Source organism: Nocardiopsis nanhaiensis (assembly GCF_054778635.1).
On record NZ_BAAGZJ010000035.1, the window covers coordinates 13,151 to 39,814 of the forward strand.

Consider the following 26,664-nt stretch of genomic DNA (forward strand, 5'->3'; position numbering starts at 1 on the left):
TCAGGCCCCGGGGCGCGGGGTGATGTGCAGGGTCGGGGAGGCGATGGGCGCGAAGAAGTCGTTCCCCTTGTCGTCGATGACCACGAACGCGGGGAAGTCCTCGACGCGGATCCGCCACACGGCCTCCATACCGAGGTCGGAGTGGTCCAGGACCTGGACGTCGCGGATGCACTCCTCGGCCAGCCTCGCGGCGGGGCCGCCGACGGAGCCCAGGTAGAAGCCGCCGTACTTGCGGCAGGCGTTCACCACCGAGTCCGAGCGGTTGCCCTTGGCCAGCATGACCAGGGATCCGCCGGCGCGCTGGAACTGTTCGACGTAGCCGTCCATGCGTCCGGCCGTGGTCGGTCCGAAGGAGCCGGACGGCCGGCCGCTCGGGGTCTTGGCCGGGCCGGCGTAGTAGACGGGGTGGTCGCGCAGGTACGAGGGCATCGGCTCGCCCCGTTCCAGTGCGTCCCGGACGCGGGCGTGCGCGATGTCGCGGGCCACCACGATGGTTCCGCTCAGCTGGACGCGGGTGCCGACGGAGACACCGGAGAGCTGGGAGCGGATGCCTTCCATCGGGCGGTCCAGGTCCACGTGCACCGCGTCCTCGGAGAGCCGCTCGTCGGAGACCGGCGGCTGGAACCGGGCCGGGTCGGTCTCCAACCGCTCCAGGAACGCGCCCTCCGGTGTGATCACGGCTTTGGCCTGGCGGTCGGCCGAGCAGGAGACGGCCAGGGCGATCGGAAGTGAGCCGCCGTGGCGGGGCAGGCGCACCACGCGCACGTCGTGGCAGAAGTACTTGCCGCCGAACTGGGCCCCGTAACCGATCTGCCTGGTCAGCTCGTGTACGCGCCGCTCGAAGTCGCGGTCTCGGAAACCGTGCCCCAGGGATGAGCCATGCTCGGGCAGCGAGTCGAGCTGGCGGGTGGAGGCCAGCTTCGCCGTCGTGAGCGCCTGGTCCGCGCTCGAACCGCCCACGACGATCGCCAGGTGGTAGGGCGGGCAGGCAGCGGTCCCCAACGAGCGGAGCCGGTCCTCCAGGAAGGCGAGCATGCGCTCCTCCGCGAGCACGGCCTTGCTCTCCTGGTGGAGGAAGGTCTTGTTCGCGCTGCCGCCGCCCTTGGCCATGAACAGCAGCTCGTACCGGGGCTCGTTGCCCGGCAGGAGCTTGACGTCGATCTGCGCTGGCAGGTTGGTGCCCGTGTTGACCTCGTCCCACATGGTCAGCGGGGCCATCTGCGAATAGCGGAGGTTGAGGCTGGAGTAGGCGTCGTACACCCCGCTCGCGATCTGCCGGTGGTCGTCCCCGTCGGTCAGCACCGCGTTGCTGCGCTGGCCGATGACGACGGCGGTTCCGGTGTCCTGGCACATCGGGAGCACGCCCCCGGCCGCGACCGCTGCGTTGCGCAGCAGGTCGGAGGCGACGAAGCGGTCGTTTCCGCTCGCCTCGGGGTCGTCGACGATGGTGCGCAGCTGCGCGAGGTGGGAGGGGCGCAACAGGTGGGCCATGTCCTCCATGGCCTGCCGGGTCAGGTTCCGCAGCGCCGGTGGCGCGACGTCGAGGACGGGCCGGCCGGAGTGGTGGTGGGTCCGGATGCCCTCGGTCGCCACGAGGCGGTACTCCGTGGTGTCCGGTCCCAGGGGGAGCGGGTCGGTGTAGGGGATCTCCGCCATCACGCCCTCCCCGGTCCGGCGGTCCCCGAGGGCGCGGCGCCGGTGGTGGGAGGAGTAGCGGGGACGGCAGGCGCGGCGAGTTCGGCGCGGATGGCGTCGGTGTGCTCGCCCAGCGCGGGGACGGGGCCCATCTCGGGCTCCACACCACCGGGTATCACCGGTGGGAGCAGGGCGCGAACCGGGCCGACCGGGGTGTCGACCTCGCGCCAGCGGTCCCGCGCCGCGAGCTGGGGGTGGTCGGCGAACTCGGCCATGGTGCGCAGGCGGGCGTTGGCGATCCCGGCCCCGTCCAGCCGTTTGGCGGCCCCGTCCGCGGTCAGGTCGGCGAAGGCCGACTCGACGGCCCGGGTGACCCGGTCCTGGTTGCGCACCCGGTCGCTGTTGGTCGCGAAGGCGGGTTCGGTCGCCAGCTCCGGTCGGCCGAGTACCCGCGTGCACAGCGAGCGCCACTCCGGGTCGTTCTGCACCGCCAGGAACACGTCGGAGCCGTCACCCGCACGGAAGGGGCCGTACGGGGCGATGGACGCGTGGTGCGCGCCGCTGCGCTTGGGCGGCGCGCCCCCGTGGTTGGCGTAGTAGTACGGATAGCCCATCCACTCGCCGAGTGCGTCGAGCATGGCGACGTCGACGTGGGTTCCCGTCCCCGTGGCCTCGCGCTCGTACAGGGCGGCGAGGATCCCCGAGAAGGCGTACATGCCCGCGGAGATGTCGGCGATCGACACGCCCGTCTTGGCGGGTTCGTCCTCGGAGCCGGTGATCGACAGGAGCCCCGCCTCGCACTGGATGAGCAGGTCGTAGGCCTTCTTGTCGCGGTAGGGGCCCTCCGGTCCGTATCCGGAGATCTGGCAGGTGACCAGCCGCGGGTTGCGGGCGCGGAGCTGGTCGGCGCCGAACCCCGCCCGCTCGGCGGCACCGGGCGCCAGGTTCTGCACGAACACGTCGGCGCGCTCGATGAGGTCCCTCAACAGCTCGGCGTCCTCGGGGTCCTTGATGTCCAGGGCGAGGCTCTCCTTGCCCCGGTTGGTCCACACGAAGTGGCTCGACATCCCGTTGACGGTGGTGTCGTAGCCGCGTGCGAAATCTCCCGACCCGGGGCGCTCCACCTTGATCACCCGGGCGCCGAGGTCGGCGAGCTGCCGGGTCGCGAAGGGGGCCGCGACCGCCTGTTCGATCGAGACGACGGTGACACCGTCCAGTGCCGGCATGGGGTTGACTCCTCCAACGTCGCCGAGCTGAGCTGGTGCCAGGGAGAATAATTTATAAAGAACAAAATGCCAAGGTGCGCTAGCCTGAGGACATGTCGATCGAGCGTGTGGAGACCCCCACCAAGTCCGAGGTCGCCTACACGGCGCTTCGTGACGCCATCCGCTCGGGTGAGCTCGCCCCGGGAGAGCGCCTGCGCCTGCAGGACCTGGCCGGGAGGCTCGGCATGAGCCTGACTCCGGTCCGGGACGCGTTGCGGATGCTCGCGGCCCAAGGCCTGATCGAGCAGCGGGCCAACCTCGGCGCCGTCGTCGCCCAACAAACCCCGGAGCGGGCCGAGGACGTGTACCGGCTGCGGCTGGTCCTGGAACCCATGGCGGCGCGGCTGGCGGCCGGACAGGCGACCGACGAGCAGCTGGCCGCCATGGAGCGGGCCCTGGAGGTCCTCGACCGCGCGGTCGAGGAGGGGCGCGACGAGGAGATCACCCAGCTCAACGCCCGGTTCCACCGGGCCGTCTACGGCGCGGCCCGGTCCGAGTACCTGCTGGAATTCATCGACCGCCTGTGGGACGGGGTCCCCTACCAGGCCATCAGCCTCGTCGGCCGGGCCCACGCCTCCTCGGAACAGCACCGCGCGATCATGGCGGCGCTCCGGGAGCGGGACGGGGAGCTTGCCGCCGAGCACATGCGCGCCCACATCGCGGACGCGGCCGAGCACACGATGCGCCAGCTCACCGCGGAGTCCTCGGCGGAGGCCCCGGCCAGGGCCTGACGGAGGCCCCGCCCAAGGCCTCGGCCCGGCCCGCCTCCGGATCCGCTACCGGGGCCGGGGCGGACACGCGGCCTCACCGCTCCGGCGGACGAACACCCACGGGCGGTTCGAAGGCGCGGATCCTCGGCGGGGTCCCCTCGTACGGTTCAACCCGGACCCGTACCAGCTGGCCGGTGCAGGCCTGGCTCAGGGACGACGTCCCGACATCCTCGGTGAGCGCGTTCGGGTTGCCGTGCGCGCACGTGACGTCGTGGCCGGACGGGTCGTACCAGGCGCCGGTCGACAGCTGCACCACGCCGGGGCGCAGGGCGTCGCTCACGACCACGCCGGCCAGGCACGAACCACTCGGACTCGACACCCGCACCAGGTCCCCTTCCGCGACCCCGGCCGTCTCGGCGTCCTCGGGCCCGATGCGGAGCGGTGCGCGGCCGTCGATCTTCTGCGACGCGCTGTAGGCGCCCATGTCCTGCTGGCTGTGCAACCGCCCGCTGGGCTGGTTGGCGATCAGGACCAGCGGCCAGTCCTCACTGCCGGGGGCGCGGTGCTTCCCGCCCCCGCCACGGGCCCGGCTGTCGCGACCGGTGACGGCGGGGCCGGGGAACCACACGGGATGCCCGGGGCAGTCCTCGTAGCCGAAGGACGCGATGGTCTCCGAGTACAGCTCGATCCGTCCGCTGGGAGTCCGCAGCGGGTTCGAGTCCGGGTCGTCGCGGAACTCGCCCATGTGGGTCTCGTCCTCGACCCGGGCGGGCATCTCCAACCTGCCCCGCTCCCAGAACCCGTCGAAACCGGGTACCTCCAGGTCCCTGCTGGCCAGCAGCGCACGCCACCGCTCGTAGGCCACCCGCATCCACTCACGGCTGCTGCGGCCCTCGGTGAACTCCTCGCGCAGGCCCAGGCGCTCGGCGAGGTCGGCGTAGGTGTCGTACTCGTCGCGGGCCCGGCCGTGCGGCGGCACCGCCCTGGGCATGGCGCGCAGCGCCAGGTCGCCCCGGCTGGCGGCCATGTCCTCGCGTTCCAGCGCGGTGGTCGCCGGGACCACGATGTCCGCGTGCCTGGCTGTGGCGGTCCAGTGGGTCTCGTGCACCACCACGGTGTCCGGACGTCCGAAGGCCCTGGTCAGCCGGGGCAGGTCCTGGTGGTGGTGGAAGGGGTTGCCGCCCGCCCAGTAGACGAGCCTGATGTCCGGGTAGTGGCGGCGCTCGCCGTCGTAGTCATAGGGGTGTCCCGGGTGCAACAGCATGTCGGACACCTTGGCCACCGGGATGAACGAGTCCACCGGGTTGTTGCCCTGCGGCATGCGCGGCAGTCCCATCGGGGTCGCGCCGCCCCCGTAGTTGCCCATGGACCCGTATCCTGACGCGAAGCCCCCACCGGGCAGCCCCACCTGCCCGAGGCAGCAGGCCAGCGCCAACCCGGCCCACAGCGGCTGCTCTCCGTACCGGGCGCGCTGCAGGGACCAGCCCACGTTGATCAGGGTGCGCTTCCCAGCCATCCGCAGGGCCAGCGACCGCAAGTCGGCCGCGGGAACACCGCTCACCCGCTCGGCCCACGCGGGGGAGCGCTCGACCCCGCCGGGGCGCCCCTGTCCGTCCCGTTCGCCCATCACGTAGGCGCGCAGCCGGTCGGCGCCGACGGTGTACCGGTCGAGGAAGTCCGTGTCGGCCATCCCCTCGGTGAACAGCACGTGGATGAGGCCCAACAGCACCGCGGTGTCGGTCCCCGGCTCCAAGGACACCCACTCCGACTTCAGCTCGGCGGGGGTGTCGTCGCGCAGCGGGGACACCGACACGAACTCCACGCCGGCATCCGAGGCCGCGGCCATCGCCGGGCCCGCGGTCTGGGCTGCGCGGCCGCCGGAGGACGTCCAGGTGTTGGACAGCCGCAGCCCGCCGAAGCTCACCAACAGCTCGGTGTGCTCGCGGATCCGTTTCCAGGACGGCACGCGGCTGAAGATCCGGTTCGCGGCGGGGGTGCCGATGAGGCGAGGGAACAGCACCTCCAGGGCGCCGTGGCTGTACGTGGTGCGGGAGCGCGTGTACCCGCCGATGGTGTTGAGGAAGCGGTGCAGCTGGCTCTGCGCGTGGTGGATCCGACCCGCACTGCCCCAGCCGTAGGAGCCGCCGTAGATCGCCGCGTTCCCGTGCTCGGTCCGCACCCGGTCCAGTTCACCGGAGAGCAGGTCCAGCACCGTGGACCACTCCACCTCGACGTAGGCGTCCTCCGGGTCGCCGCGGCGCGGGTCCGGGCCGGGACCGTGCTCCAGCCACCGGCGCCGCACGGCCGGGCGGGCCACCCGGGTGCGGTGGTGCTGGGCCGCGGGGGTGTTGCCCATGACCGGGGCGGGTGCCGGGTCCTCCGGGTCGGGACGCACCCCGACCACCCGGCCGCCCTCGACCTCGACCTGGTAGCTGCCCCAGTGGGTGCTGGTCGGGTGAAGCGTGGCGGACATGTGCACTCTCCTCGTGGCTCCCGGGCCCGTGGTTCCCTCGGCCCGAACCACACTCTATGCACCACCCGGACCCTGCCCCGTGCCCCGCACGGTGCGATGATGCACGCGTGCCACAGGCGGCACGCACGATATTGGACACAGCACGGCAGCAGGCACAGCACAACGGACGGGAGCGGGGACGACGATGGGCGAGCTGAGGTCGCGGCGTTCGGTACTCGCGGTTCCGGGGTCCAACCCCCGGTTCGTGGAGAAGGCCCGGGGGCTGGACGCCGACGCGTTCTTCCTGGACTTGGAGGACGCGGTCGCGCCCCTGGAGAAGGCGGCCGCCCGCGACAACGTGGTCAGGGCGCTCAACGACGGCGGTTGGGACGGCAGGGTCCGCTCCGTGCGGGTCAACGACATCTCGACTGAGTGGGCCTACCGCGACGTCATCTCCGTGGTGGAGGGTGCTGGCGCCAACCTGGACGCCTTGGTCCTGCCCAAGGTGACCGCCGCACGGGACGTCCACTGGCTGGACACACTCCTCACCCAGATCGAACGCGCCGTGGACCTGCCGGTCGGCCGCATCGGCATCGAGGCGCAGATCGAGGACGCCAAGGGCCTGGTCGCCGTCGACGAGATCGCCGCGGCGTCGCCCCGCTTGGAGACCCTGGTCTACGGCCCCGCCGACTTCATGGCGTCCATCAACATGAAGAGCCTGGTCGTGGGTGAGCAGCCGCCCGGCTACGACACCGGTGACGCCTACCACCACGTCCTCATGCGCATCCTCGTGGCCGCCCGGGCCAACGGCCTCCAGGCCATTGACGGCCCCTACCTCCAGATCCGCGACGTGGACGCCTTCCGGCGCGCGGCCGGACGCACCGCCGCCCTGGGGTTCGACGGCAAGTGGGTCCTGCACCCGCTGCAGGTGGAGGCGGCCAACGAGGTCTTCGCGCCCTCCCAGGAGGACTACGACCACGCCGAGCTCATCCTGGACGCCTACGCGCACGCCACCACCGTGGACCGCAGGGGCGCCGTCATGCTTGGTTCGGAGATGCTCGACGAGGCCTCTCGGAAGATGGCCCTCGTCGTGGCGGGCAAGGGGCGCGCCGCGGGGCTGTCCCGGACACGCGAGTTCCACCCGGACGCCTGACCGGGAGCCCGCCGGACGTTCTTCCGGGAGCCTGCTCGGGGCTCTGACCACCGGTCCCGTCGGCCCGTCTCTTACCGAGCTCTCACCATGGTGGGCCAACATGGGGCCATGGAAAGCACCGCCACTGTCCTGGTCGCCGACGACGACCGGGCCATTAGGGAGTCCCTGGAACGCGCCCTCCAACTGGAGGGGTACACGGTGCGAACGGCCGCGGACGGCGTCCAGGCCCTGGCCGCCGTCCACGCCGAGCCGGTGGACCTGCTCGTCCTCGACGTCATGATGCCCGGGGTCGACGGCCTCGGTGTGGCCAGCGTCCTGCGCGCGGAGAACGACAGGACGCCCATCCTCATGCTGACCGCCCGTGTGGAGACCCCGGACCGGGTCGCGGGCCTGGACGCCGGTGCCGACGACTACCTCGCCAAACCCTTCGAACTAGACGAGCTCTTCGCCAGGCTGCGGGCACTGCTGCGCCGCGCCACACCAGTGCCTGAGGACGAGGAGGGCCCGCTGCGCGTCGGCGGGCTCCGCCTGGACACCCGGGCCCGGCGGGTCTGGCGGGGAGAGCGCGAGATCGAGCTGTCCAAGACCGAGTTCGACCTGCTCGAACTCCTCATGCGCAACACCGGGATCGTTCTGGACCACGCCACCATCTACGACCGCATCTGGGGTTACGACTTCGGCCCGGAGTCCAAGAACCTCGCCGTCTACATCAGCTACCTGCGCCGCAAACTGGAGGACGGCGGGCCCCCGCTCATCCAGACGGTCCGGGGCGTCGGGTACACGCTGCGTCTTCAGGGGTGAGTCACGTGTCCGATCACGAGACACTGCGGCACAGTGTCCTGCTCAACCCCCGGGACTGGCGGCTGGGTACGCGGTTCGCCCTCCTGTTCGCACTGGTCGCGGCGGTCACCATCGCCCTGGTCGGCACCCTCGCCTACACCACGGCGGCGGCGCTCATCCGGGCCGACGCCAAGAGCGAGTTCGACACGGCGGTGCAGAAGCTCGCCGAGCAGCTCGTCATCTCCGCCGAGGACGAGCCGACCACCCCGGACAGCAGCACCCTCACCTTCCTGGCCCCGGGCAGCATGGACGCGCAGATCCTCACCCCGGACGGAACCTGGGCGCGTCTGCTCGCCAACACCGACGAACCCGCCACCTTCCACCCCACCACGGAGGACCTGGCTGTCGCGCGGGCCCAGGACGCCGGGACCGTCGACACCCGCGAGACGGAGGTCAACGGCCAGGAGTACCGGGTGGGCACGGTCTCCGTGGGGGAGGAGCGCGGTGCGGTCCAGCTGTTCCAGCGCCTGTCGCCCATGGAACTGATGATCGGGCGGTTGGCCACCCAGACCCTGTGGGTGGGGCTGTTCGTGGCCCTGTGCGCGGCGTCGGTGGGCTGGCTCGTCGGCCACCGCCTCACCGGCCGGCTGGTCCGCCTCACCGGTGCCGCGGAGTACGTCAGTTCCACCGGCCGCCTGGACCCCGTCACCCCGGACCGCGGCGGGAACGGTCCGGATGAGCCCACCCGTGACGAGGTGGGCCGCCTCGGCAGTGCCTTCAACGGGATGCTCGCCCGGTTGGCCCGTTCCAAGGACGAACAGCGCCGCCTGGTGCAGGACGCCGCGCACGAACTGCGCACCCCGCTCACCAGCCTGCGCACCAACGTGCAGGTCCTGGGCCGGGTGGATCGGCTCAGCCCGGAGGCCCGCCAACGGCTCATAGACGACCTCCAGGGCGAGACCCGCGAGCTCACCGACCTGGTCAACGAACTCGTCGGGCTGGCCACCGGCAACCACGAGGACGAGTCGGCCAGCGCGGTCGCCCTAGCGGACGTCGCTGAGCGGGTCGCGGCCCGGACCCGCCGCCGCACCGGGCGGGAGATCGTGGTGGACGCCGACGCCAGCGTCGTGTGGGGCCGCCCCGGTGCTCTGGAGCGGGCCCTGGCCAACCCCGTGGAGAACTCCGCGAAGTTCGACCCGGACGGCACCGAGCCGATCGTGATCCGGGTCCGCGGCGGCGTGGTCGAGGTCCTGGACCGGGGTCCCGGTGTGGACCCCGCAGAGATCTACCACCTCTTCGAGCGCTTCTTCCGGGCTACCGTCGCCCGCAGCCTGCCCGGTTCCGGCTTGGGCCTGGCCATGGTCAAGGAGATCGCCAACGCGCACGGCGGTCAGGTGTTCGCCCGCAACCGCCAGGGCGGCGGTACCGCGATCGGCTTCCACCTGCCCCTCCACCAGCGGGGTCCACACCCTTCCGAGTAGGTCCGCCACCGGTCGGGAACCGCTTGTCCGGCCGTAGGGCCCCCTTGCCGCCCCGACCACACGTCCCCCGTTTCCTGACTGCCGCCGACCCGCCGTCGCAGGTCAAGGTGGAGCGCCCCTCGACAGCGCGCCAGCGCTTCGACGGCGACGACCTTGAGGCGCGCAGCGAAGACGGTCACCGTCAAGCGGCAGGAAACGGGGAAACCCGCACGGGCGCGGAACACACACCCCAGTAGGGCTTCCCGCGCCCCAGTAGGGCTTCCCGCACCTACGGAAACGGTCCCCTAGCCGACGGGAATCCCGGACCAGCAGCAGAGCCCGGACCTCGGATATCGCCCAACCGTCCGAAACAACTCCACCATGGGGCCGGAAACACGGGCGGGGCGGAGCGGCCCGCTGGCCGCTCCGCCCGTACTGAGGTCGTGAGGGGAAGACGCCCCCGTCAGTCCTCCTCGGCGTCCTCCTCGGAGGCCGCTTCCGCACTCTGCTCGCCGAGCGTCAGCTCGACCTCCTGTTCATCGCCGCTGCCGCCCGAGAGCACGCCCAGCGTGATCTCGTCACCGGGCTGACGGGAGCGGATCTGGGCGATCAGCTGGTCGGGCGAGGTGACTTCCTCCCCTTCCACGGAGACGACCACGTCACCGGCCTCGAGCCCCGCCTCTTCGGCGGATCCGCCCTCGGTGAGCTCCATGATCTCGGCTCCGCCGCCGCGGCTGGGCGCGATGGTGGCCTGGATGGCCGGGTAGCTCGCGCTTCCGTTCTCCACCAGCTGCTCGGCGATCGGCTGGACCTGGTTGATCGGGATGGCGAAGCCCAGACCCACCGATCCGCTCTCCTGGGAGAGCCCGGCGATGGCGGTGTTGACGCCGATCACCTCACCGGCCATGTTCACCAGCGGACCGCCGGAGTTGCCGGGGTTGATCGCCGCGTCGGTCTGGATCGCGTTGATCACCGTCGAGGTCTGACCGCCGCCGCTCTCGGTGGCGCCGGTGTTCACGGGACGGTTGAGCGAACTCACCACGCCGGTGGTCACCGTGCCCGACAGGCCCAGCGGAGAACCGATCGCCACCACGTCGCCGCCCACGCCGACCTGGTCGGAGTCGCCGAGCGTCGCCGGGGCGAGGTCGTCGCGTCCCTCGGCCTGGATCACCGCGATGTCGGAGACCGGGTCGGCTCCGAGCACCTCCGCCTCGGCCGCGGTTCCGTCACTGAACTGCACCTGGATGGGGCCGCCCTCGCCGGCCTGCACGACGTGCGCGTTGGTGAGGATCTGCCCGTCGGACGAGATGATCACGCCGCTTCCGCCTCCGGCGCCGGTCTGGATGGAGACCACGCTGGGCATGACCTCGTCGGCGACGTCGCCGACGGCGCCCTCGGTGGCGCTCGACCCCTGTTCGCCGGTGAGTGAACTGATCGGCGAGCTCGCTCCGCCGGGCATCAGGTACGCGGTTCCCAGCGCGACCGCCGGGCCCACGATCAGGCTGGTGACCAGGGCGGTCACCGCGGCGATGGCGATGATCCGGCCGGTACCCCGCTTCTTGGGCCGGGGCTGGCCGGGGAAGGGCCCCTGGCCGAACTGGCCGTGGGGGTGCTGCCCGAAGCCCGGCTGCCCGAAGCCCTGGTGCGGCCCCGGGCCGTGCGGACCCGGATTGTGGGGTCCGGTGTTGTACGGCCCGCCAGGACCGCCGAACGTGCCGTGTTGCGCGCCCTGGAAGGGTCCGCTCTGGAAGGCGCCTGTCTGATGAGCGCCCGTCTGGTAGGACCCCGGCTGAGCGCCGGGCTGAGCCCCCGTATACGCCCCCGGCTGCGGGCCAGACGGCGCTCCCGCGTTCGGTCCCTGCTGCCCTTCGGGCTCGGGGAAGACATAGGAGGCGCGGTCGGTGTCGTTGGGTCCCGTCGCCCAGCTCGGCGTGGCGCCCTCGGGCAGTGAGAAGCGCGGTGCGGCTGAGGCCTCAGGGCCTACCGGGGCTTCGGGGTCTACGGGGTGGTCCGCGGGTCGCTCTGCGGCGCCGGACCCGGTGTGACCGTGCTCGGTGTCGCCGTGCTCGGCTCCCGCACCGGTCTCCGGGCCGTCACTCGGATCGTTCGGGTGCAACTCATCCTCCGGCTGGCGGGACGATGTACTGACATGCTTCATCATGTGGCCCGTGGGTTAGAACAGGGTGAGAGCCCGATACAGAGCGGTTTCGAGTCTGGTGGTCCGCGCTCCCGACCACGCAAACGCGCCTCCCCTGCCTCGGATTCCCCTAGGAGGCCGGGGTCTTATACGCCACAATGTCCGGAACGATACCTTGCTCGCGCTTCCTTATAGCGCGTGCGACTGGGAAGGCCCGCCCGTGATCAAGTTGGTTCTCGCCGATGACGAACACCTGGTGCGCGGTGCGATCGCCGCGCTGCTCGGGTTGGAGGAGGACCTGGAGGTCGCGGCCGAGGTCGGGCGCGGCGACCGGGTGGTGGACACCGTCCTCGAACACGGGGCCGCGGTCGCCGTGCTGGACATCGAGATGCCGGGCGCCACCGGTTTGGAGGCCGCCGCGAAGCTGAGGACGGAGGCGCCCGGGTGCGGGGTCGTCATCCTCACCAGCTTCGGCCGCCCCGGCTACCTGCGCCGTGCCCTGGCCTCGGGGGCCCGCGGGTTCCTGGCCAAGGACGCCCCGGTCGAGCAGCTCGCCGGTGCCATCCGCAAGGTCCACGAGGGCGGCCGGTACATCGATACCGAACTGGCCGCCGCCGCGATGCTCGGGGGCGAGAGCCCGCTCACCGACCGCGAGGCCGAGGTCCTGCGGGCCGCCGCGGACGGGGCGACCGTCGCCCGCATCGCCAAAGGCCTGCACCTCACCGAAGGCACCGTACGCAACTACCTGTCCAACGCCATCGGCAAGACCGGCGGTGAGAACCGGATGGCCGCCATCCGTACCGCCCAGGACATGGGCTGGCTCTGAGGCCGGCCCGGGGGCCGAGCGGCCTCGTGGTCCGGCGGTCCGGCGGTCCGGCGCCCTAGAGGAAGCGCAGCACCAGCATCGCGGTGTCGTCGACGTTGCCGCCCGGTGCGTACTCCTCCAGTTCGCGGTCGATCCGGCTGATCACCGCCTGGGCGGTCAGCCCGGCCGCGTTGGAGAAGATCTTCATGAGTCCCTCGTCGCCGAGCATGTCCGCGCCGCTGCGCCGCTCGGTGACACCGTCGGTCACCGCGAGCACCACCTCGCCGGGCAGGATGTCCACGCTCTCGGTGCTGAAGCCCACGTCCTCGAAGGCGCCTAGTAGGGGCTGCGAGCTACCGAAGGGGACCACGTCGCCCTTCTGGTTCAGCCGCAGCGGCAGCGGGTGGCCGGCGGACACCATGCGCACGCGCATGCCGCCCGCCGAGTCCGTGGCCGGGGTCATCTCCCCGTAGAGCATGGTCAGGAACCGGGTCGAGGTGTTCTCGTCCAGGATCGCCATGTTGAGGCGCTGCATGATGTGCGCGGGGGTGAAGCCCTCACGGGCCAGCGCGCGCAGGGTGTGCCGGGCAAGCCCGGTGACGGCCGCTGCCTCCGGGCCGGTCCCGCACACGTCGCCGATGGCGAAGCACCAGCGGCCGCTGGCGGAGAAGACGTCGTAGAAGTCCCCGCCCACCTCGCTGCGCTCGTCCGAGGGCCGGTAGTAGACCGCGTGGTCCACCCCGGGGATGACCGGCTCCTTGTCCTTGGCCGGCAGGAGGCTGCGCTGGAGTGCCGTGCTCATCGCCGTGTGCCGCTCGTGCAGCCGGGCGTTCTCCATCGCCGAGGCGACACGACGGCTCAGGTCGTCGGCGACATCTGCCTCCTCACGGGTGAAGTCGTCGGTCTCGCTCTTGCCGATCGTTATCCGGCCGAGCGCCCGACCGTGTGCCACGAGCGGGATGCTGATCGCCGGGCCGCGGGCGAGCGTGCCGGACAGCTGCTCGTCCAACCCTTCGTCCGCCAGCTCCTTCGGGCTCCACAGGGGACCCGGTTCGCGCTGTTCGCGCGGCGGCAGTGCGGTCAGCAGGGACCGTAGGACGTCGTTGAGGTTCTCATCGCTGTGTACCACGTGCGTGAGCTTGGAGATCCCCAGCTCGTTGATGGTGTGGATGGCGCACCAGCGGCCGAGGCGCGAGGTGATCAGCTGAGCGGCCAGCGCTCCGGTCATCCGCTCGTCCAAGGTGCCCGCGAGCAGGTCGCTCGCCTCGGCCAGGAAGCTCAGCGAGGCGCGTCGGCTCAGTTCGACCTCGGCCAGCCGGGACCGCTCCACCGGGAGCGCGATCAGGTCCGTGCCCTCTTGGAGCCGCTTGGCCGCCGCCGGGCCGAAGTGCCGGGCGCGTGTGGAGGCCACGCCCAGCAGGCCGGTCACCCGGCCGTCCACGATGAGGGGCGCGGTCACCAGCGACCGCATCCCGGCCTTGGCCAGAGCGCCGCGGGTGGCGCGGGCGATCATCAGGTCGTCGTTGATCACCGGGCCCGGCTCGGGCGCGGCCGACGGGAAGATCTCCTCGGTGCGCACCCGCAGCGGGCGCCAGTGGGCCCCGCCGGTCAGCCCGACCGCCGATCGCACCTCCCACATGGTCTCGTCCGATGTGGCCAGCGCGATGTAGGCGGCGTCCCCGCCCAGCGCCGTGGTCGCGTACTCCACGGTGCGTTCCAACAGCTGGGGCAGGGACAGGCGGGAGCCCAGCGCCGAGTCCAGGGCCGACCACGCGGGCGCCCGCACGGGGCGCGTGGGTCCGCGGCGCACCGGAGGGGACTCCAGTGACGGATGCTCACCCGACTTGTCCTCGATACGGAACCAAACGGCCTTGTCGTTTCGCCCGTAGCTGACACCCCAGCTGGAGGCGATCGCAGAGGCCAGGGCCAGCCCCAGGCCGCCGCTGCGCTCGTCGCCGGTGGAGGGGGAGGTGTCCACGGAGAGCGGACCGGCCTCCGGGACGGCGCGCTCGGGAGAGGAGTCGGTGACCATGACCTCGGTCGAACCCTCCGAGCGGCGCACGGTCACCTCCAGCGCCGAGTCCGCGTGAATGACGGCATTGGTGACCAGCTCGCTGACCAACAGGATGATGTCGTCGAAGGGGTCGGGTACACCCCAGGTCAGGAGGGTGTCGTGCACGAACTCTCGGGCGGCCGCCGCGGTCTCGGGAGCAGGGGGAAACTCTCGTCGAGCGACCTTCAACGCGTCATGTGCTGCCAAGCCGTCGGTGTCCTTCGTCACTGTGCGCGGGTGTGGGAATGGTGGCCACTGCCACGATACGCGTGTGCCGGGCCCCGCTCGTCGCGATCCACCGGAACCCGTTCGTCACGGCCCCGCATCGGCGCCCATCGGCGTGCGAGAGGGACGTGAACATGGCGAACCCTCCTGTGTACGAGACCTCGGCCAGTTAGTGTAAGTCGACACATCCGCTTCTTTCGGGTGGTACTTCGCGACGGTAGCGTGACGGTGTGTCACCTAGGGTGCGTGATCGCTCGCGCGCCTCCGTGTCCCGTGCGCTATGCACGGGACCGTCCCACTGTGCGTGGTTCGGGCCGGGATCGGCGCGGGTTCGGTTGTCGAAGTGACTTGCGGGATTGAGGAGGGGTTCATGCCCGAGGCGGTCACGGAACTGGCCGATGATCAGCTCGACGAGATACTGAGTGCGCTGTACCGGATGAGGGACGGCGACTTCAGCGTCCGGCTCAGGTCGCGGGGCAGCGGCAAGCTCCGCGAGATCGCTTCGGTCTTCAACGAGGTGGTCGACCACAGCGAGCAGCTCAGCACCGAACTCCAGCGGGTCGGCGACGTGGTCCGTGACGAGGGTCGGCTCAACGAGCGGGTCAACGTCCACCCGGCCCGGGGAGCCTGGGGCAACAGCGCCCGGGCACTCAACGTCCTCCTCGACGAGGTCGCCGAGCCGGTGACCGACGTCGCCCGTGTCCTGGACTCCGTCGCCGAGGGCGAGCTGAACCGCAGGGCGTCCACCGTTGGGCGGCGCGGCGAGCTCAAAGGTGACCTGTTGCGCTTGGCCAACACGGTGAACCGGATGGCCGACCAGATGAGCGGCTTCACCGAGGAGGTCACGCGCGTGGCCCGCGAGGTGGGCACCGAGGGCAAGCTCGGCGGCAGCGCCCGTGTGGAGGACGTCTCCGGCGCCTGGCGCGAGGTCACCGAGTCGGTCAACCAGATGGCCTCCCGCCTCACCCTCCAGGTGCGCGACATCTCCACGGTGACCACCGCCGTCGCCCGGGGTGATCTGAGCAAGAAGATCACCATCGATGTCCAGGGCGAGATGCTGGAGCTCAAGGACACCTTCAACACGATGGTGGACCAGCTGTCCACGTTCGCCGACGAGGTCACCAGGGTGGCCCGTGAGGTGGGTACCGAGGGCAAGCTGGGCGGTCGCGCCAACGTCCGGGGGGTCCAGGGCATCTGGAAGAACCTCACCGACAACGTGAACTCGATGGCGGACAACCTGACCAACCAGGTCCGTGACATCTCCAAGGTGACGACCGCGGTGGCCAGGGGCGAACTGACCCGCAAGGTCGAGGTGGACGTGCAGGGCGAGATGCTCGCCCTGAAGAACACCGTGAACACCATGGTCGACCAGCTCGACTCCCTGGCCGACGAGGTCACCAGGGTGGCCCGTGAGGTGGGTACCGAGGGCAAGCTGGGCGGCCGCGCCAACGTCAAGGGCGTCTCGGGCATCTGGAAGGACCTGACCGACAACGTCAACTCGATGGCGAACAGCCTCACCTACCAGGTCCGCAACATCTCGCAGGTCACCACGGCGGTGGCCAAGGGTGATCTGAGCAAGAAGATCACGGTCGACGCCCAGGGCGAGATGCTCGACATGAAGGACACCATCAACAAGATGGTGGACCAGTTGTCGACCTTCGCCGACGAGGTCACCAGGGTGGCCCGTGAGGTGGGTACCGAGGGCAAGCTGGCCGGCCAGGCCCACGTCCGCGACGTGTCCGGGGTCTGGAAGGACCTCACGGACAACGTGAACTCCATGGCCAACAACCTCACCTACCAGGTGCGGCAGATCTCGATGGTCACCAGGGCGGTCGCAGCCGGCGACCTGACCAAGAAGGTCACCGTGAACGCCAAGGGCGAGATGCTGGAGCTGAAGGACACCATCAACGTGATGGTGGACCAGCTGTCCGCGTTCGCCGACGAGGTCACCAGGGTGGCCCGTGAGGTGGGTACCGAGGGCAAGCTGGGCGGCCGTGCCAGCGTCAAGGGCGTCTCGGGCATCTGGAACGACCTCACCGAGAACGTGAACTCGATGTCGCACAACCTCACCACCCAGGTGCGCAACATCTCCGAGGTGACGACGGCGGTCGCCGCCGGTGACCTCACCAAGAAGATCGACGTCAACGCCCAGGGCGAGATCCTGGAAGTGAAGACGACGGTGAACACGATGGTCGACCAGTTGTCGGCCTTCGCCACCGAGGTCACCCGTGTGGCGTACGAAGTGGGCAGCCAGGGGCAGTTGGGCGGTCAGGCCAAGGTCGAGGGTGTCACGGGAACGTGGAAGCAGCTCACCGACAGCGTGAACGGCCTGGCGGGCAACCTCACCACGCAGGTACGCGCGATCGCGGAGGTCGCCAACGCCGTCGCCAAGGGCGATCTGACGCGCAACATCCAGGTCGACACCCGCGGGGAGATGGAACAACTCAAGGACAACATCAACCTGATGGTGTCCAACCTGCGCGAGACCACCGCCGACCAGCGCGACGCCGACTGGCTCAAGTCCAACCTGGCCCGCATCTCCGGCCACATCCAGGGGCACCGCGACCTCAACGAGCTCGCCCGCCTGATCATGACCGAGGTGACGCCGCTGATCCAGGCCCAGCACGGTGCCTGCTACCTCCCCGAGGACCAGGACCACCAGGACATCTTCCGCCTCTACGCGGGCTTCGGCTTCCAGCCGTCCGAGGACCGGCAGCGCATCCACAAGGGTGTCGGGCTGGCCGGTGAGGCCCTGTCCCAGCAGGTCGAGCAGCAGGTCTCCAACATCCCGCCGGGCTACGTCATGGTCGAGTCGGGGATCGGGGAGTCCCAGCCGCGCAACCTGTACATACTCCCGATCGTCTCGGAGGGGCGTTCGCTCGGTGTGGTGGAGTTCGCCTCCTACAACGAGTTCCGGGAGATCCACAAGAACTTCCTGCGGCAGCTGGTGTCCCTGCTCGGCACGACGATCAACACCATCCTGGCCAACACCCGTACCGAGCACCTGCTCGAGCAGTCCCAGCAGCTCACCAGCCAGCTGCGCGAGCGCTCCAACGAGCTGCAGCGCCAGCAGGAGGAGCTCCGGGGCAAGAACGCGGAGCTGCGCCAGAAGGCCACCCAGCTGGCCAACCAGAACCGCGCGATCGAACTCCAGAACCAGCAGATCCAGCGCTCCCGCAACGCGCTGGAGGAGCGCGCCCATCAGCTCCAGGTCTCGTCCAAGTACAAGTCCGAGTTCCTGGCCAACATGTCGCACGAGCTGCGCACCCCGCTGAACAGCCTGTTGATCCTGGCCCGGCTGCTCGCCGACAACGCCGAGCAGAACCTGTCCGCCAAGCAGGTCGAGTTCGCCCAGACCATCCACAAGGCCGGAAGCGACCTGCTGCTCCTCATCGACGAGATCCTCGACCTGTCGAAGGTGGAGGCGGGCCGCGCCCAGGTCCAGCCCAGCGAGGTGTCGATCGCGCAGCTGGTCGACTACGTGGAGGCCACCTTCCGACCCGTGACGGGGGAGCAGGGGCTGGCGTTCGCGGTGGACGTCTCCCCGGACATACCCGGGACCCTGTGGACGGACGAGCAGCGCCTCCAGCAGATCCTGCGGAACCTGCTGTCCAACGCGGTGAAGTTCACCCCGCAGGGCGAGGTGCGGCTGCTCATCGAACCGGCGTGGGCGCTGGAAGACACCGACATCGACATGTTCGTGGCCAACGAGGAGGTCATCGCCTTCACCGTCGCGGACACCGGGATCGGGATCGCCGAGGACAAGCTGCAGGTGATCTTCGAGGCCTTCCACCAGGGGGACGGGGGCACGTCGAGGCGGTTCGGCGGGACCGGGCTCGGGCTGTCCATCAGCCGGAACTTCGCCCGGCTGCTGGGCGGTGAGATCCGGGTGCGGAGCGTGGCCAACCAGGGTTCGACGTTCACGCTGCTGCTGCCGGTCCGCATCCCGGAGGAGGCGGGCGACGTCGGTGACGAGCTGACCCAGTTGCACCCGCTTCCGGTGCTGGAGCCGAACCGGGTGGAGAGCCAGGCCCTGCCCGGAGGAGGGGACGACGCCGGCGGCGGCATCCCTGAGGACGGCCTCGACCTGCCGGACGAGGACTTCGACGCGGTGGTCGCCGCCCTGACCGACTCCGGGGAGCCCGCGGAACCGCTGCCGATGGTGCAGGTGCTCAAGGGCCCCGAACACGCCGCCGACGCGGCGGACGACGAGGAAGGGGACGGGCAGGACACGGCCGAGGCCCGACCGGACCCGGAGCGGCGGGCGGTCCTGAGCGGCCAGCGGGTGCTGATCGTCGATGACGACGTGCGCAACGTGTTCGCTTTGACCAGCGCGCTCGAGGCCCAGGGGCTTGAGGTCCTCTACGCTGACAACGGTCACTTGGGGATCGAGCGGCTGGAGGCGAACGAGGACATCTCCTTGGTCCTGATGGACGTGATGATGCCCGAGCTGGACGGTAACCAGACCACTCAGCGGATTCGGGAGATGCCCCAGTTCGAGGACCTGCCGATCATCTCCCTGACGGCCAAGGCCATGCAGGGCGACCGGGAGCGCAGTCTCGCGGCGGGGGCCACCGACTACGTGACCAAACCGGTGGACCTGGACCACCTGCTCGACGTGATGCGCAGGTGGCTCACGGCCGGGCCGGAGGAGACGCGGGCCGGTGCCGCGGCCGATGACGCCGATGTCGACGGTTCGGGGGGCGGCCATTCCGGGGGCGGTGAAACGGGCCGGTCTCCGGACGGGCACAATGGCGCCACGGATGACACCGGTCACAGTGACACCAGGGATAACAGTGAATCGAACGGGGAAACCGGCAGGACCGGAAACAACCCGACCGAAGACTCGGAGTAGCCAGCAGTGACTCAGAAGGCCAACATCCTTCTCGTCGACGACCGAGACGAGAACCTCATCGCTTTGGAGGCGGCCCTCACCTCCCTCGACCAGAACCTGGTCCGGGCCAACTCCGGTGAGGAGGCGCTGAAGCAGCTTCTGGGTACTGACTTCGCGGTGATCCTGCTGGACGTCATCATGCCCGGGATGGACGGGTACGAGACCGCCGCGCACATCAAGCAGCGGGAGAAGACGAAGGACGTGCCGATCATCTTCCTGACCGCTCAGGAGGTCGATCGGCACCAGGTCTTCCGCGGTTACTCGTCGCGGGCGGTCGACTTCCTGATCAAGCCGTTCGACCCGTGGGTGCTGCGCTCCAAGGTCGAGGTCTTCGTCGAGCTGCACCAGCTGAAGGCGCAGATGCGCGAGCAGGCCCGCTCCCTGCAGCGGGTCCTCAACCAGGAGACCGGGGAGCCGGGCAAGGTGCTCGCGGAGCAGTTGTCCCAGCGCTCCCGGCAGGTCCAGGCCGACTTGAGCGCGCTGCGGGAGCACGTGGTGGACAAGTACCAGGAGATCGACCAGCCGCTGGTGGACGCCGTGCGCAGGGTCGACCGCTCGGCCGGTCGGCTGTCCACCCTGGTGGACACCCTGCACGGTCCCGACGACTAGGTGGCTGGGCGGCGGTTTCCGTCGGGCCCGGTCCCTGTCCGGGGCCGGGGCCTGCCTAGGGCTTGGGCTCCGCCGGTGCCCGGGGCGGGAGGGCCAGGCCGATGTGCTCGCCGATCTCCTCGATGAGGCCCAGGTCGGCGAGGCGGAAGCTGCCGCGGTTGCTGCGGCGGATGAGGGTGAGCGCCCCGCGGACGCCCCGGCTGCCCCTGAGGGGCACGGACAGGAGCGACCCGGCCCCGAGGACGGACAGCAGGGGCGCGCCCGACGGTGTGTGGCCCAGGACCGTCTCGTCCTCGATGAGGGGGAAGAGGAGTGACTGGCCGCGGCCCAGAACCTCGCCGGGGATGTCGGATGCGCGGGGGGAGAGAGCGTGGACCTCGTCGCGTTGGCTGGCGGGGGCGTCGGCGGGGCCGATGACCGCGGCGCGGCGGGCCGCTTCGGGGTCCTCGGGGAGGTCGCAGACGTCGATGACCACCCAGTCGGCGTAGGAGTCGGCCAGCAGTTCGGCGGCGTCGGCCAGGGCTATGCCCGCACCTCGGAGGAGGAGGCGGGTCATGCGGTTCAGTACGTCGAGTCTGCGGGCGGCCAGGACGACGACCTGGTCCTCCACCTGGGATTCGAGGGGTGCCGGGCCTTCCTCCGCCGCGGTGCTCATGGGCGGGGACATCGCCACGAGGATCAGCGGCTGCGCCTCGGTGGGCAGTTCGAGGCGGGTGAGGGTGAGGTGCACGTCCTCGGCCCAGCCGCGCTGGGCCAGGCGTGACTCCAGTACCGCTGGGCCGTCGCCGCGCAGGACAGCGGCCAGCCAGACCTTCATGGCCGCCCGCTTGCGCAGGTCGACGAAGTGGGTGAAGGGTTTTCCGGTGAGGTAGCCCGGCGCGCTGCCCAGTTGGGTGGCCCCGGCCGCGTTGATCCGCCGGATGTAACCGTCGTGGTCAAGGAGGACGACGGGGACGCTGAGCTCGTTGAACACGGCGCGCAGCAGGGGCCGGTCACCGTCCTCGACGGGGCGCCGGGGCTGGGGCGCCTCCTGGACCAGTTGGGAACCGGCCCCCTTGAGGAGGCGTTCGGCGTACTCGAGTTCGGCCAGTGCCGCCTCGGCGGTGCCCCGGGCATCGTCGGGGTACGTGGCGTGAGTGCTGCGCAACGCTGCGATGCGCTCACCCAGCGCAGTGATCTCGCGTTGCAGTTCGGCGAGGTGTTCCGGCACGCTCACGGTCTCCCGGTCGTCTTGGCAACGTTTTCCGTTCGAAGTCTTCCGAAGGTTACCTTTGGTGCTGGGGCCCGGAACGTCTGGAGGAGGTTCGGACGATGTGGATCGAACACCTCGCGCGTGACATCGGCGCGTTGGGACAGGCGGAGAACACGACCTTGGAACGGGCCCTGGACCAGATGAGCAGGGCAGCTGCCCTCGGGGTCCCCGGGTGCTCGGCCGCCTTGGTGGTGGTCTGGCGCGAGGTGGTCGGACCGGACGGGTCCATCCGGCACGTGGTCATGGAATACGGCGCTTCGCACTCCGATCTCTCGGAGGCCTTCGAGCACCAGTACACGACGGACGAGGGGCCGACGGTGGAGGCCGTCCGGGAGATGCGCCAGGTCCGGGTCGACGACGTGCTGCGCGAACAGCGCTGGCCCCGGTACACGAGTATGGCCGTCCAGTGCGGCGACCGCTCGTCGGTCACCCAGCCCAGCATGCTTCTGGGTGAGGACCGGGTCCTCACCTTCGGTGTGCACTCCGGCCGGGCCGACGCCTTCGACGAAGCGGTCGTCACGCAGCTCACGGCGCTGCTCGCCGAGCACGCGGCGATGGCGCTGCACACCGCAGGCCGTCAGGCCGACGCGGCCCGGGAATCGGCCCATATGCGCCGGGCGATGTCGGCGCGTACGGTGATCGACCAGGCCAAGGGCATCATCATGCACGCCCGGGGGTGCGACGCCGACGCCGCCTTCGCCGCCCTGCGTGAGGTGGCTCAGCGCAACCGCAAGAAGGTCGTGGACGTGGCCCGGGACCTTGTCGCGGAGAACACCGGGCCGCAACGATCGGGCCGTCCGCGGGTGAACGGGCACTGAAGTGCGCGGAGATGAGTCTCTAGCGTGACCGGGAACCGTCATGATGAGGGCTCCGAGTCACTCGGTGCAGGCGAACGACAAGGAGAACCGAGCGTGACGCCAGACATCCCGATCCGCCGCGAGGATGACGTCGTCATCGTGACGCCCGCGGGGGAGATGGACGCGATCACCTCCCCGGCGCTGGCGGAGGCGCTGGACGAGGTCCTCACTGCCCCGCTGCCCAAGGGGGTGGTGGTTGACCTCGCCAAGGTGGGCTTCTGCGACTCACGCTGTATCGGTGTCCTGGTCTCGGCCTTCCGCCAGGCCAGGGACCTGGGGTTGGGCCTCGTGGTCACCGAACCTCAGCAGCAGGTCAACCGGCTGTTCGTGATAGCCGGCATCGACCAGGTCATCCCGATCGACGCGAGTACCGGGGACGCTGTGGGGGCACTCAAGGGTTGAGCAGCCGACCCTGCCCCGCCTGTTCGCCGGGCCGGGCCCGGCTGCCGTACTCCCGGCTGTCGGATGCCGGGCTGTCGCCTGTCCGGCCGTCGACGAAGTGCAGCCGTACCAGGGACCCCGCGCTGTCGCCGCAGATCTCCATGTAGTCGCAGGTCTGCCGCGTGATCCACAGGCCGTAGCCGCGGGTGCGGAGGTTGTCGGCCGGTCGGTACCCGGCCAACGGGTCGATGAGGCCGCCCCGTTCGTCGAAGACGTCGCACACCCACCGGTCCACCGAGCGCCACACGCGCAGGGTACCCTTCCCGGCTCCGTGTTCGATCACGTTGGCGGCGAGTTCGTTCACCGCCACGACCAGGCTGTCCAGCCGGTCCGGTTCCACGCCGAGGGAGTCGCCGAGAGCGGTGAGGTCACCGCGCAGCCGGGGCAGGGACTGGCCGATCTCCAGGCGGTGCACGGGGCCGTCCACTGGGAGCGGCTCCGGCGAGCGGGGGCGGGTACCGAAGGCGGCGCTCCCGCGGTAGGCCGGGTTGGGGCGCGCACCGCCGGATTCCACGAGCTCCGGGTGCGTTGCGCGGACGGCTGAGCGGGCGCCCGGGCTGAGGGCGAGCTCGTCGTGGACGCACAGCAGCCGCATGCGCATCGGTGCCAGCGCGGTGCTCAGAACCGACTCCCACCGGTGCCACTCGCGGAGTTCCATCGCGGAGTCGGCGGTGCCCCCCGCGCCGTCGGCGCTGCCCCCGGTGCCCGGGTCGCGGTCGCCTTCGGCCAGCGGCGGTTCGGCGATCACCTCGACCGGGACGGGGTTGTGGGCCAGGGCCATCCGGTGCAGGGCCGCCAGGGCACGCCCCGGCGCCTCGTAGAGGTTGTCCCTGTCCGTGACGACCACCCGTCCGCGCTCGTACGGTGTGAGCCCGCTGACGAGCGCGGACGGGTCGGCGACGGCGAGCACGACGTGCGCGTTTTCGCGTACGGCGGCCCGCAGCCGCTCCCGTGCCACTTCGTGGAACCGTCTCTCGCGGCGAAAGAGCAGTCCCTGGTGTTCGAACGTCATCGTCGGGGTGGAATCGCTCAGTTGATCGATCCGGACAGGAGCAGGTCCGCCTCGTCCTCGTCGGGCTCGTCGCGCTCGCTCTGCTGCGGCCGGGAGCGCTCGTAGGCGATCTCGGTCTCGACGGCGATGCGCTGCCAGGTGAACCGCGAGCGCGCGCGGTCCACTGCGGCGATGCCGTAGGCGGTGCTCATGGTGGGCGTGTTCAGGACCGCGCGCACGGAGCGGGCGACCTCCTCAGGGCGGCCGAACCGCATGAGGACGCCGCTGGTGCGGTGCAGAACGGCCTCGGGGACCGCTCCGGTGGCGGTGGCGACCACGGGTAGCCCGCAGGCCATGGCCTCCAGCACGGCGCCGCCGTAGGGGTCGTAGGACGCGGCGGATACGTAGACGTCGGCCGAGCGCAGCAGGCGGGGGAGTTCCTTGCGCTCCACCGGTCCGGTCAGGTGCACGCGGTCGTTGACCCCGGCCTCCTTGGCCAGCAGCTCGATCCGCTGGGCGTTCCCGTCCAGGGCCACGTCCTGGTCGTCCGCGGTGGAGACGAGCAGCAGCTCCGCCTCGGGCAGACGGGTCATCGCTTCGACGAGGCGTTCGGCGCCCCCGGTCTCGGTCAGGGAGGTGACCGAGACCAGCCGGGGCCGCTCTTCGCGGCGCGTCTGCCAAGGCTCCGCCGAAGCGCTGCCCTCGACGCTGAAGTGGTCGGGGTCCACGCCGAAGGGCACGACGCTCACGTGGTGGCGGGGCACGCCGAGGTGGGCCAGTTCGCCCTGCTGGTCGGTGGAGTTGACCAGGACGTGGTCGGCACGGGATGCGAGGATCGACTCCATCCGGGCGCGGTCCGGCCGGTGGGTGAGGCCGGAGCGCTGTTCGCTGGCGTTGAGCGAGTGGAAGGTCTGGACGATCGGGGTCTCGCTCTGGTCCTTCTCGCTGTGCGCCTGTGCGTGCAGTGCGGCCAGACCGCTGGTCCAGCCGATGGCGTGCAGGACGTCGGGGGTCTCCTCGTCGAGGACGGCGGCGAGTGCGGTCCCGAAGGCCCCGGTGTGCTCGGCCTGCTCGCCGTCACCGAGCGGCTGGGCGGGGCCGGCGTCCAGATAGGCGACGGAGACGCCGCGCGCCATGCGGGTACGGCCGTCCGGCTGTTCGGGATCACTCCGGCGCACATAGACGGTGACCTTGTGACCGCGCTTGGCGAGCTGCCGGGACAGAGCGCACACGTGCAGGCTCGCGGGGCAGGCGGGTTCGCCCCGGTGGGCGGGGAGGGGGTTGGCGTGTTCGGCGACCATAGCGATCTTCACTGGGCTGAACTCCTTGGACACCGCCGCGGTGTCCGTTGTGGATGGGCCCGGGGGGACTCCGGAGCGGGGAATCGGAACCCTCCCGAGCATGACTCTCTTGCGGTGGGACGTGCTGCTCAGGGAACGGCGCCGGGGGCCGCGGGACCGGGCCCTGGAGGCTCAGGGCGTTGCGGAGGGGGCGGGCGCCGGGCAGCACTGGGATCCGTGCGCTCGGAGGGCGCGGGGCCAGCGGATACCGGGGAGGGGGGAAGAAGGGTTCGACGCACAGAGGACCACACCAAACGACCGTCGAGGGAGTTTCGAGCCACCGGGCGTACCTACTTGTGAGGAGCGCGCGGCGCGGGCCGTGTGTGTCTGCGTCTTAGACACCCAACGAACCCCATTCTGCCAGACCAGGGGTGCGGCGACAACGTGTGCTGGAGCCCTCAGTGCGTCCGGATGCGCATACCGAACCACTGTGCGGGACTCAGCGGCTCCGCTTTGGAGACCCGCTGGGCTGCGGGTTCGCCGAACCTGGCGATAGGCCCTGTTGGCCGGGTTCCAGCACCGCTACTGTCGGATCGGTACCGGACGCCGACACAACACACGTCCCTGGCTCAACCGACACAACACTTTCGGCGTCGAAAACCGGTGCGGGAACTGCATATCCGGGTGTTTTCCGCCATGATGTACGCGGATTTTGACCGACTCCGGCGATGGCTCGGTACGGTTACAGAATCCAGACGTTGAACGGGACTCGATCAAGGTCCGGCGCCGGACGCCGGGCAACCGGCCACGGCCGACGAAACGGGAGGAATGGCGTATGGGTGTCGCTGGTGGGGAAGTCATTGTCACGGCCCTCACGCACCGGGGCGCTATCCGCCCCGCCAACGAGGATTCCGTGGTTATGGGTGCACTCACCGTCGCCAGCGCGAACATGACCTCCCCGGTCCGCTGTGTGCTGCCGGTGAGCGAGCCGGTGATCCTCGCGGTCGCGGACGGGATCGGCGGTCAGGCAGCGGGGGAGATCGCCTCCGAGCACGCGGTGCACCGCATGGCCGAGATGGGGCCGCGCCTCAACGGACCGGAGGAGATCGCCCAGTTGCTCTCCAACGTCGACGAGGAGATCAAGGACCACGCACTGCAGCACACCGAGTTCTCCGGCATGGGGACCACGGTCGCGGGGGTCCTGCTCAACAGCGACGGCAACTTCTGGTTCAACGTCGGAGACTCCCGTACCTACCGCTTGGAGGGGCGCCACCTGCGCCAGCTCTCCGAAGACGACTCCCCTGCGCTTCCTCCCTCCGAGGACGGCCGCCCCGTCACCACCAACTTCATCACCCAGTCCCTGGGCGGCAGTTCGGGTGGTTCGATGGTCCCGCACGTGGGCCGTGACGAGGCCGCCGACCCCAGCGCCTGGCTCATGTGCAGTGACGGCCTGTCGGACCTGGTGATGCCCGATGAGATGGAACGGATGATCGCCGAGGCCGGCAGCGACGAGGCCGCCGTGCACGCCCTGTGGCAGGCCGCCATGGAAGCGGGCGGCAAGGACAACATCAGCATCCTGCTCGCCCGCCGCAGGTAGGCCGTCCCCGGATCAACCGCTGAGGGCCCGCACGCTCCACGCGTGCGGGCCCTCAGCCTTCGGTGACC

The 26,664-nt window shown here is 70.4% G+C and carries 18 protein-coding genes; 10 read left to right on the forward strand and 8 right to left on the reverse strand.

Annotation, left to right across the window (positions count from 1 at the left end):
* Complete coding sequence (locus ACYVD1_RS17830) at positions 1-1,656, reverse strand: FumA C-terminus/TtdB family hydratase beta subunit (protein WP_460773824.1); 1,656 nt, start codon at positions 1,654-1,656, stop codon at positions 1-3.
* Positions 1,656-2,861 carry a CaiB/BaiF CoA transferase family protein gene (locus ACYVD1_RS17835; protein ID WP_460773826.1) on the reverse strand — a complete coding sequence of 402 codons (1,206 nt, stop codon included), beginning with the start codon at positions 2,859-2,861 and terminating at the stop codon, positions 1,656-1,658. The genes ACYVD1_RS17830 and ACYVD1_RS17835 overlap by 1 nt, the downstream gene beginning before the upstream one ends.
* A gap of 92 nt (positions 2,862-2,953) precedes the next feature.
* On the opposite strand from ACYVD1_RS17835, the gene ACYVD1_RS17840 reads away from it, so the two are divergent.
* A complete protein-coding gene (locus tag ACYVD1_RS17840; protein ID WP_460773829.1) occupies positions 2,954-3,631 on the forward strand; it encodes a GntR family transcriptional regulator in 678 nt (225 codons plus the stop codon).
* A 73-nt stretch (positions 3,632-3,704) separates the two neighbouring features.
* Here ACYVD1_RS17840 and ACYVD1_RS17845 read toward each other — a convergent pair whose 3' ends face one another.
* Complete coding sequence (locus tag ACYVD1_RS17845; RefSeq protein ID WP_460773832.1) at positions 3,705-6,083, reverse strand: molybdopterin-dependent oxidoreductase; 2,379 nt, start codon at positions 6,081-6,083, stop codon at positions 3,705-3,707.
* 184 nt (positions 6,084-6,267) lie between these two features.
* Here ACYVD1_RS17845 and ACYVD1_RS17850 point away from each other — a divergent pair, with 184 nt between their 5' ends.
* From ACYVD1_RS17850 to ACYVD1_RS17860, 3 genes are all read left to right on the forward strand, one after another.
* Entirely contained in the window at positions 6,268-7,215 is a 948-nt protein-coding gene (locus tag ACYVD1_RS17850; RefSeq protein WP_460773834.1) for an HpcH/HpaI aldolase/citrate lyase family protein, read from the forward strand.
* Between the two features lie 108 nt (positions 7,216-7,323).
* Positions 7,324-8,016 carry a response regulator transcription factor gene (locus tag ACYVD1_RS17855; protein WP_460773837.1) on the forward strand — a complete coding sequence of 231 codons (693 nt, stop codon included), beginning with the start codon at positions 7,324-7,326 and terminating at the stop codon, positions 8,014-8,016.
* Positions 8,017-8,021: 5 nt separating this feature from the next.
* Positions 8,022-9,476, forward strand: a complete 1,455-nt coding sequence (locus ACYVD1_RS17860; RefSeq protein WP_460773841.1) for a sensor histidine kinase — start codon at positions 8,022-8,024, stop codon at positions 9,474-9,476.
* Between the two features lie 442 nt (positions 9,477-9,918).
* Here ACYVD1_RS17860 and ACYVD1_RS17865 read toward each other — a convergent pair whose 3' ends face one another.
* On the reverse strand, positions 9,919-11,571 hold the full coding sequence (locus ACYVD1_RS17865) for a S1C family serine protease (protein WP_460773845.1): 1,653 nt from the start codon (positions 11,569-11,571) through the stop codon (positions 9,919-9,921).
* Between the two features lie 241 nt (positions 11,572-11,812).
* Here ACYVD1_RS17865 and ACYVD1_RS17870 point away from each other — a divergent pair, with 241 nt between their 5' ends.
* Positions 11,813-12,418 (forward strand): response regulator, encoded by a 606-nt coding sequence (locus tag ACYVD1_RS17870; protein ID WP_460773849.1) that lies wholly within the window; start codon positions 11,813-11,815, stop codon positions 12,416-12,418.
* 55 nt (positions 12,419-12,473) lie between these two features.
* Here the strand turns inward: ACYVD1_RS17870 and ACYVD1_RS17875 are convergent, their stop codons facing one another.
* A complete protein-coding gene (locus ACYVD1_RS17875) occupies positions 12,474-14,639 on the reverse strand; it encodes a SpoIIE family protein phosphatase (RefSeq protein ID WP_460773927.1) in 2,166 nt (721 codons plus the stop codon).
* A gap of 406 nt (positions 14,640-15,045) precedes the next feature.
* Between ACYVD1_RS17875 and ACYVD1_RS17880 the strand changes: the two genes are divergently transcribed.
* Positions 15,046-19,530 carry a HAMP domain-containing protein gene (locus ACYVD1_RS17880; protein WP_460773852.1) on the forward strand — a complete coding sequence of 1,495 codons (4,485 nt, stop codon included), beginning with the start codon at positions 15,046-15,048 and terminating at the stop codon, positions 19,528-19,530.
* A 6-nt stretch (positions 19,531-19,536) separates the two neighbouring features.
* Positions 19,537-20,178 (forward strand): response regulator, encoded by a 642-nt coding sequence (locus ACYVD1_RS17885; RefSeq protein ID WP_460747725.1) that lies wholly within the window; start codon positions 19,537-19,539, stop codon positions 20,176-20,178.
* Between the two features lie 55 nt (positions 20,179-20,233).
* On the opposite strand, the gene ACYVD1_RS17890 is transcribed toward ACYVD1_RS17885, so the two are convergent.
* The gene (locus ACYVD1_RS17890; RefSeq protein ID WP_460773930.1) at positions 20,234-21,388 is read right to left on the reverse strand and encodes a GAF domain-containing protein; all 1,155 of its coding nucleotides are present in this window, start codon (positions 21,386-21,388) and stop codon (positions 20,234-20,236) included.
* Between the two features lie 101 nt (positions 21,389-21,489).
* Between ACYVD1_RS17890 and ACYVD1_RS17895 the strand changes: the two genes are divergently transcribed.
* Both ACYVD1_RS17895 and ACYVD1_RS17900 read left to right on the forward strand, forming a co-directional pair.
* Positions 21,490-22,248: an ANTAR domain-containing protein gene (locus ACYVD1_RS17895; RefSeq protein ID WP_460773855.1), complete on the forward strand. Its 759-nt coding sequence runs from the start codon at positions 21,490-21,492 to the stop codon at positions 22,246-22,248.
* 93 nt (positions 22,249-22,341) lie between these two features.
* On the forward strand, positions 22,342-22,689 hold the full coding sequence (locus ACYVD1_RS17900) for an STAS domain-containing protein (protein WP_460747727.1): 348 nt from the start codon (positions 22,342-22,344) through the stop codon (positions 22,687-22,689).
* Here ACYVD1_RS17900 and ACYVD1_RS17905 read toward each other — a convergent pair.
* Both ACYVD1_RS17905 and ACYVD1_RS17910 read right to left on the reverse strand, forming a co-directional pair.
* Positions 22,679-23,740: an anti-sigma factor RsbA family regulatory protein gene (locus ACYVD1_RS17905; protein ID WP_460773858.1), complete on the reverse strand. Its 1,062-nt coding sequence runs from the start codon at positions 23,738-23,740 to the stop codon at positions 22,679-22,681. The two genes, ACYVD1_RS17900 and ACYVD1_RS17905, sit on opposite strands and share 11 nt — an antisense overlap.
* A gap of 17 nt (positions 23,741-23,757) precedes the next feature.
* Positions 23,758-25,032, reverse strand: coding sequence for a glycosyltransferase (locus ACYVD1_RS17910; protein ID WP_460773861.1), 1,275 nt, complete (start codon positions 25,030-25,032; stop codon positions 23,758-23,760).
* Between the two features lie 802 nt (positions 25,033-25,834).
* Here ACYVD1_RS17910 and ACYVD1_RS17915 point away from each other — a divergent pair.
* Positions 25,835-26,596 carry a PP2C family protein-serine/threonine phosphatase gene (locus ACYVD1_RS17915; RefSeq protein WP_460773864.1) on the forward strand — a complete coding sequence of 254 codons (762 nt, stop codon included), beginning with the start codon at positions 25,835-25,837 and terminating at the stop codon, positions 26,594-26,596.
* Positions 26,597-26,664: the final 68 nt, after the last annotated feature.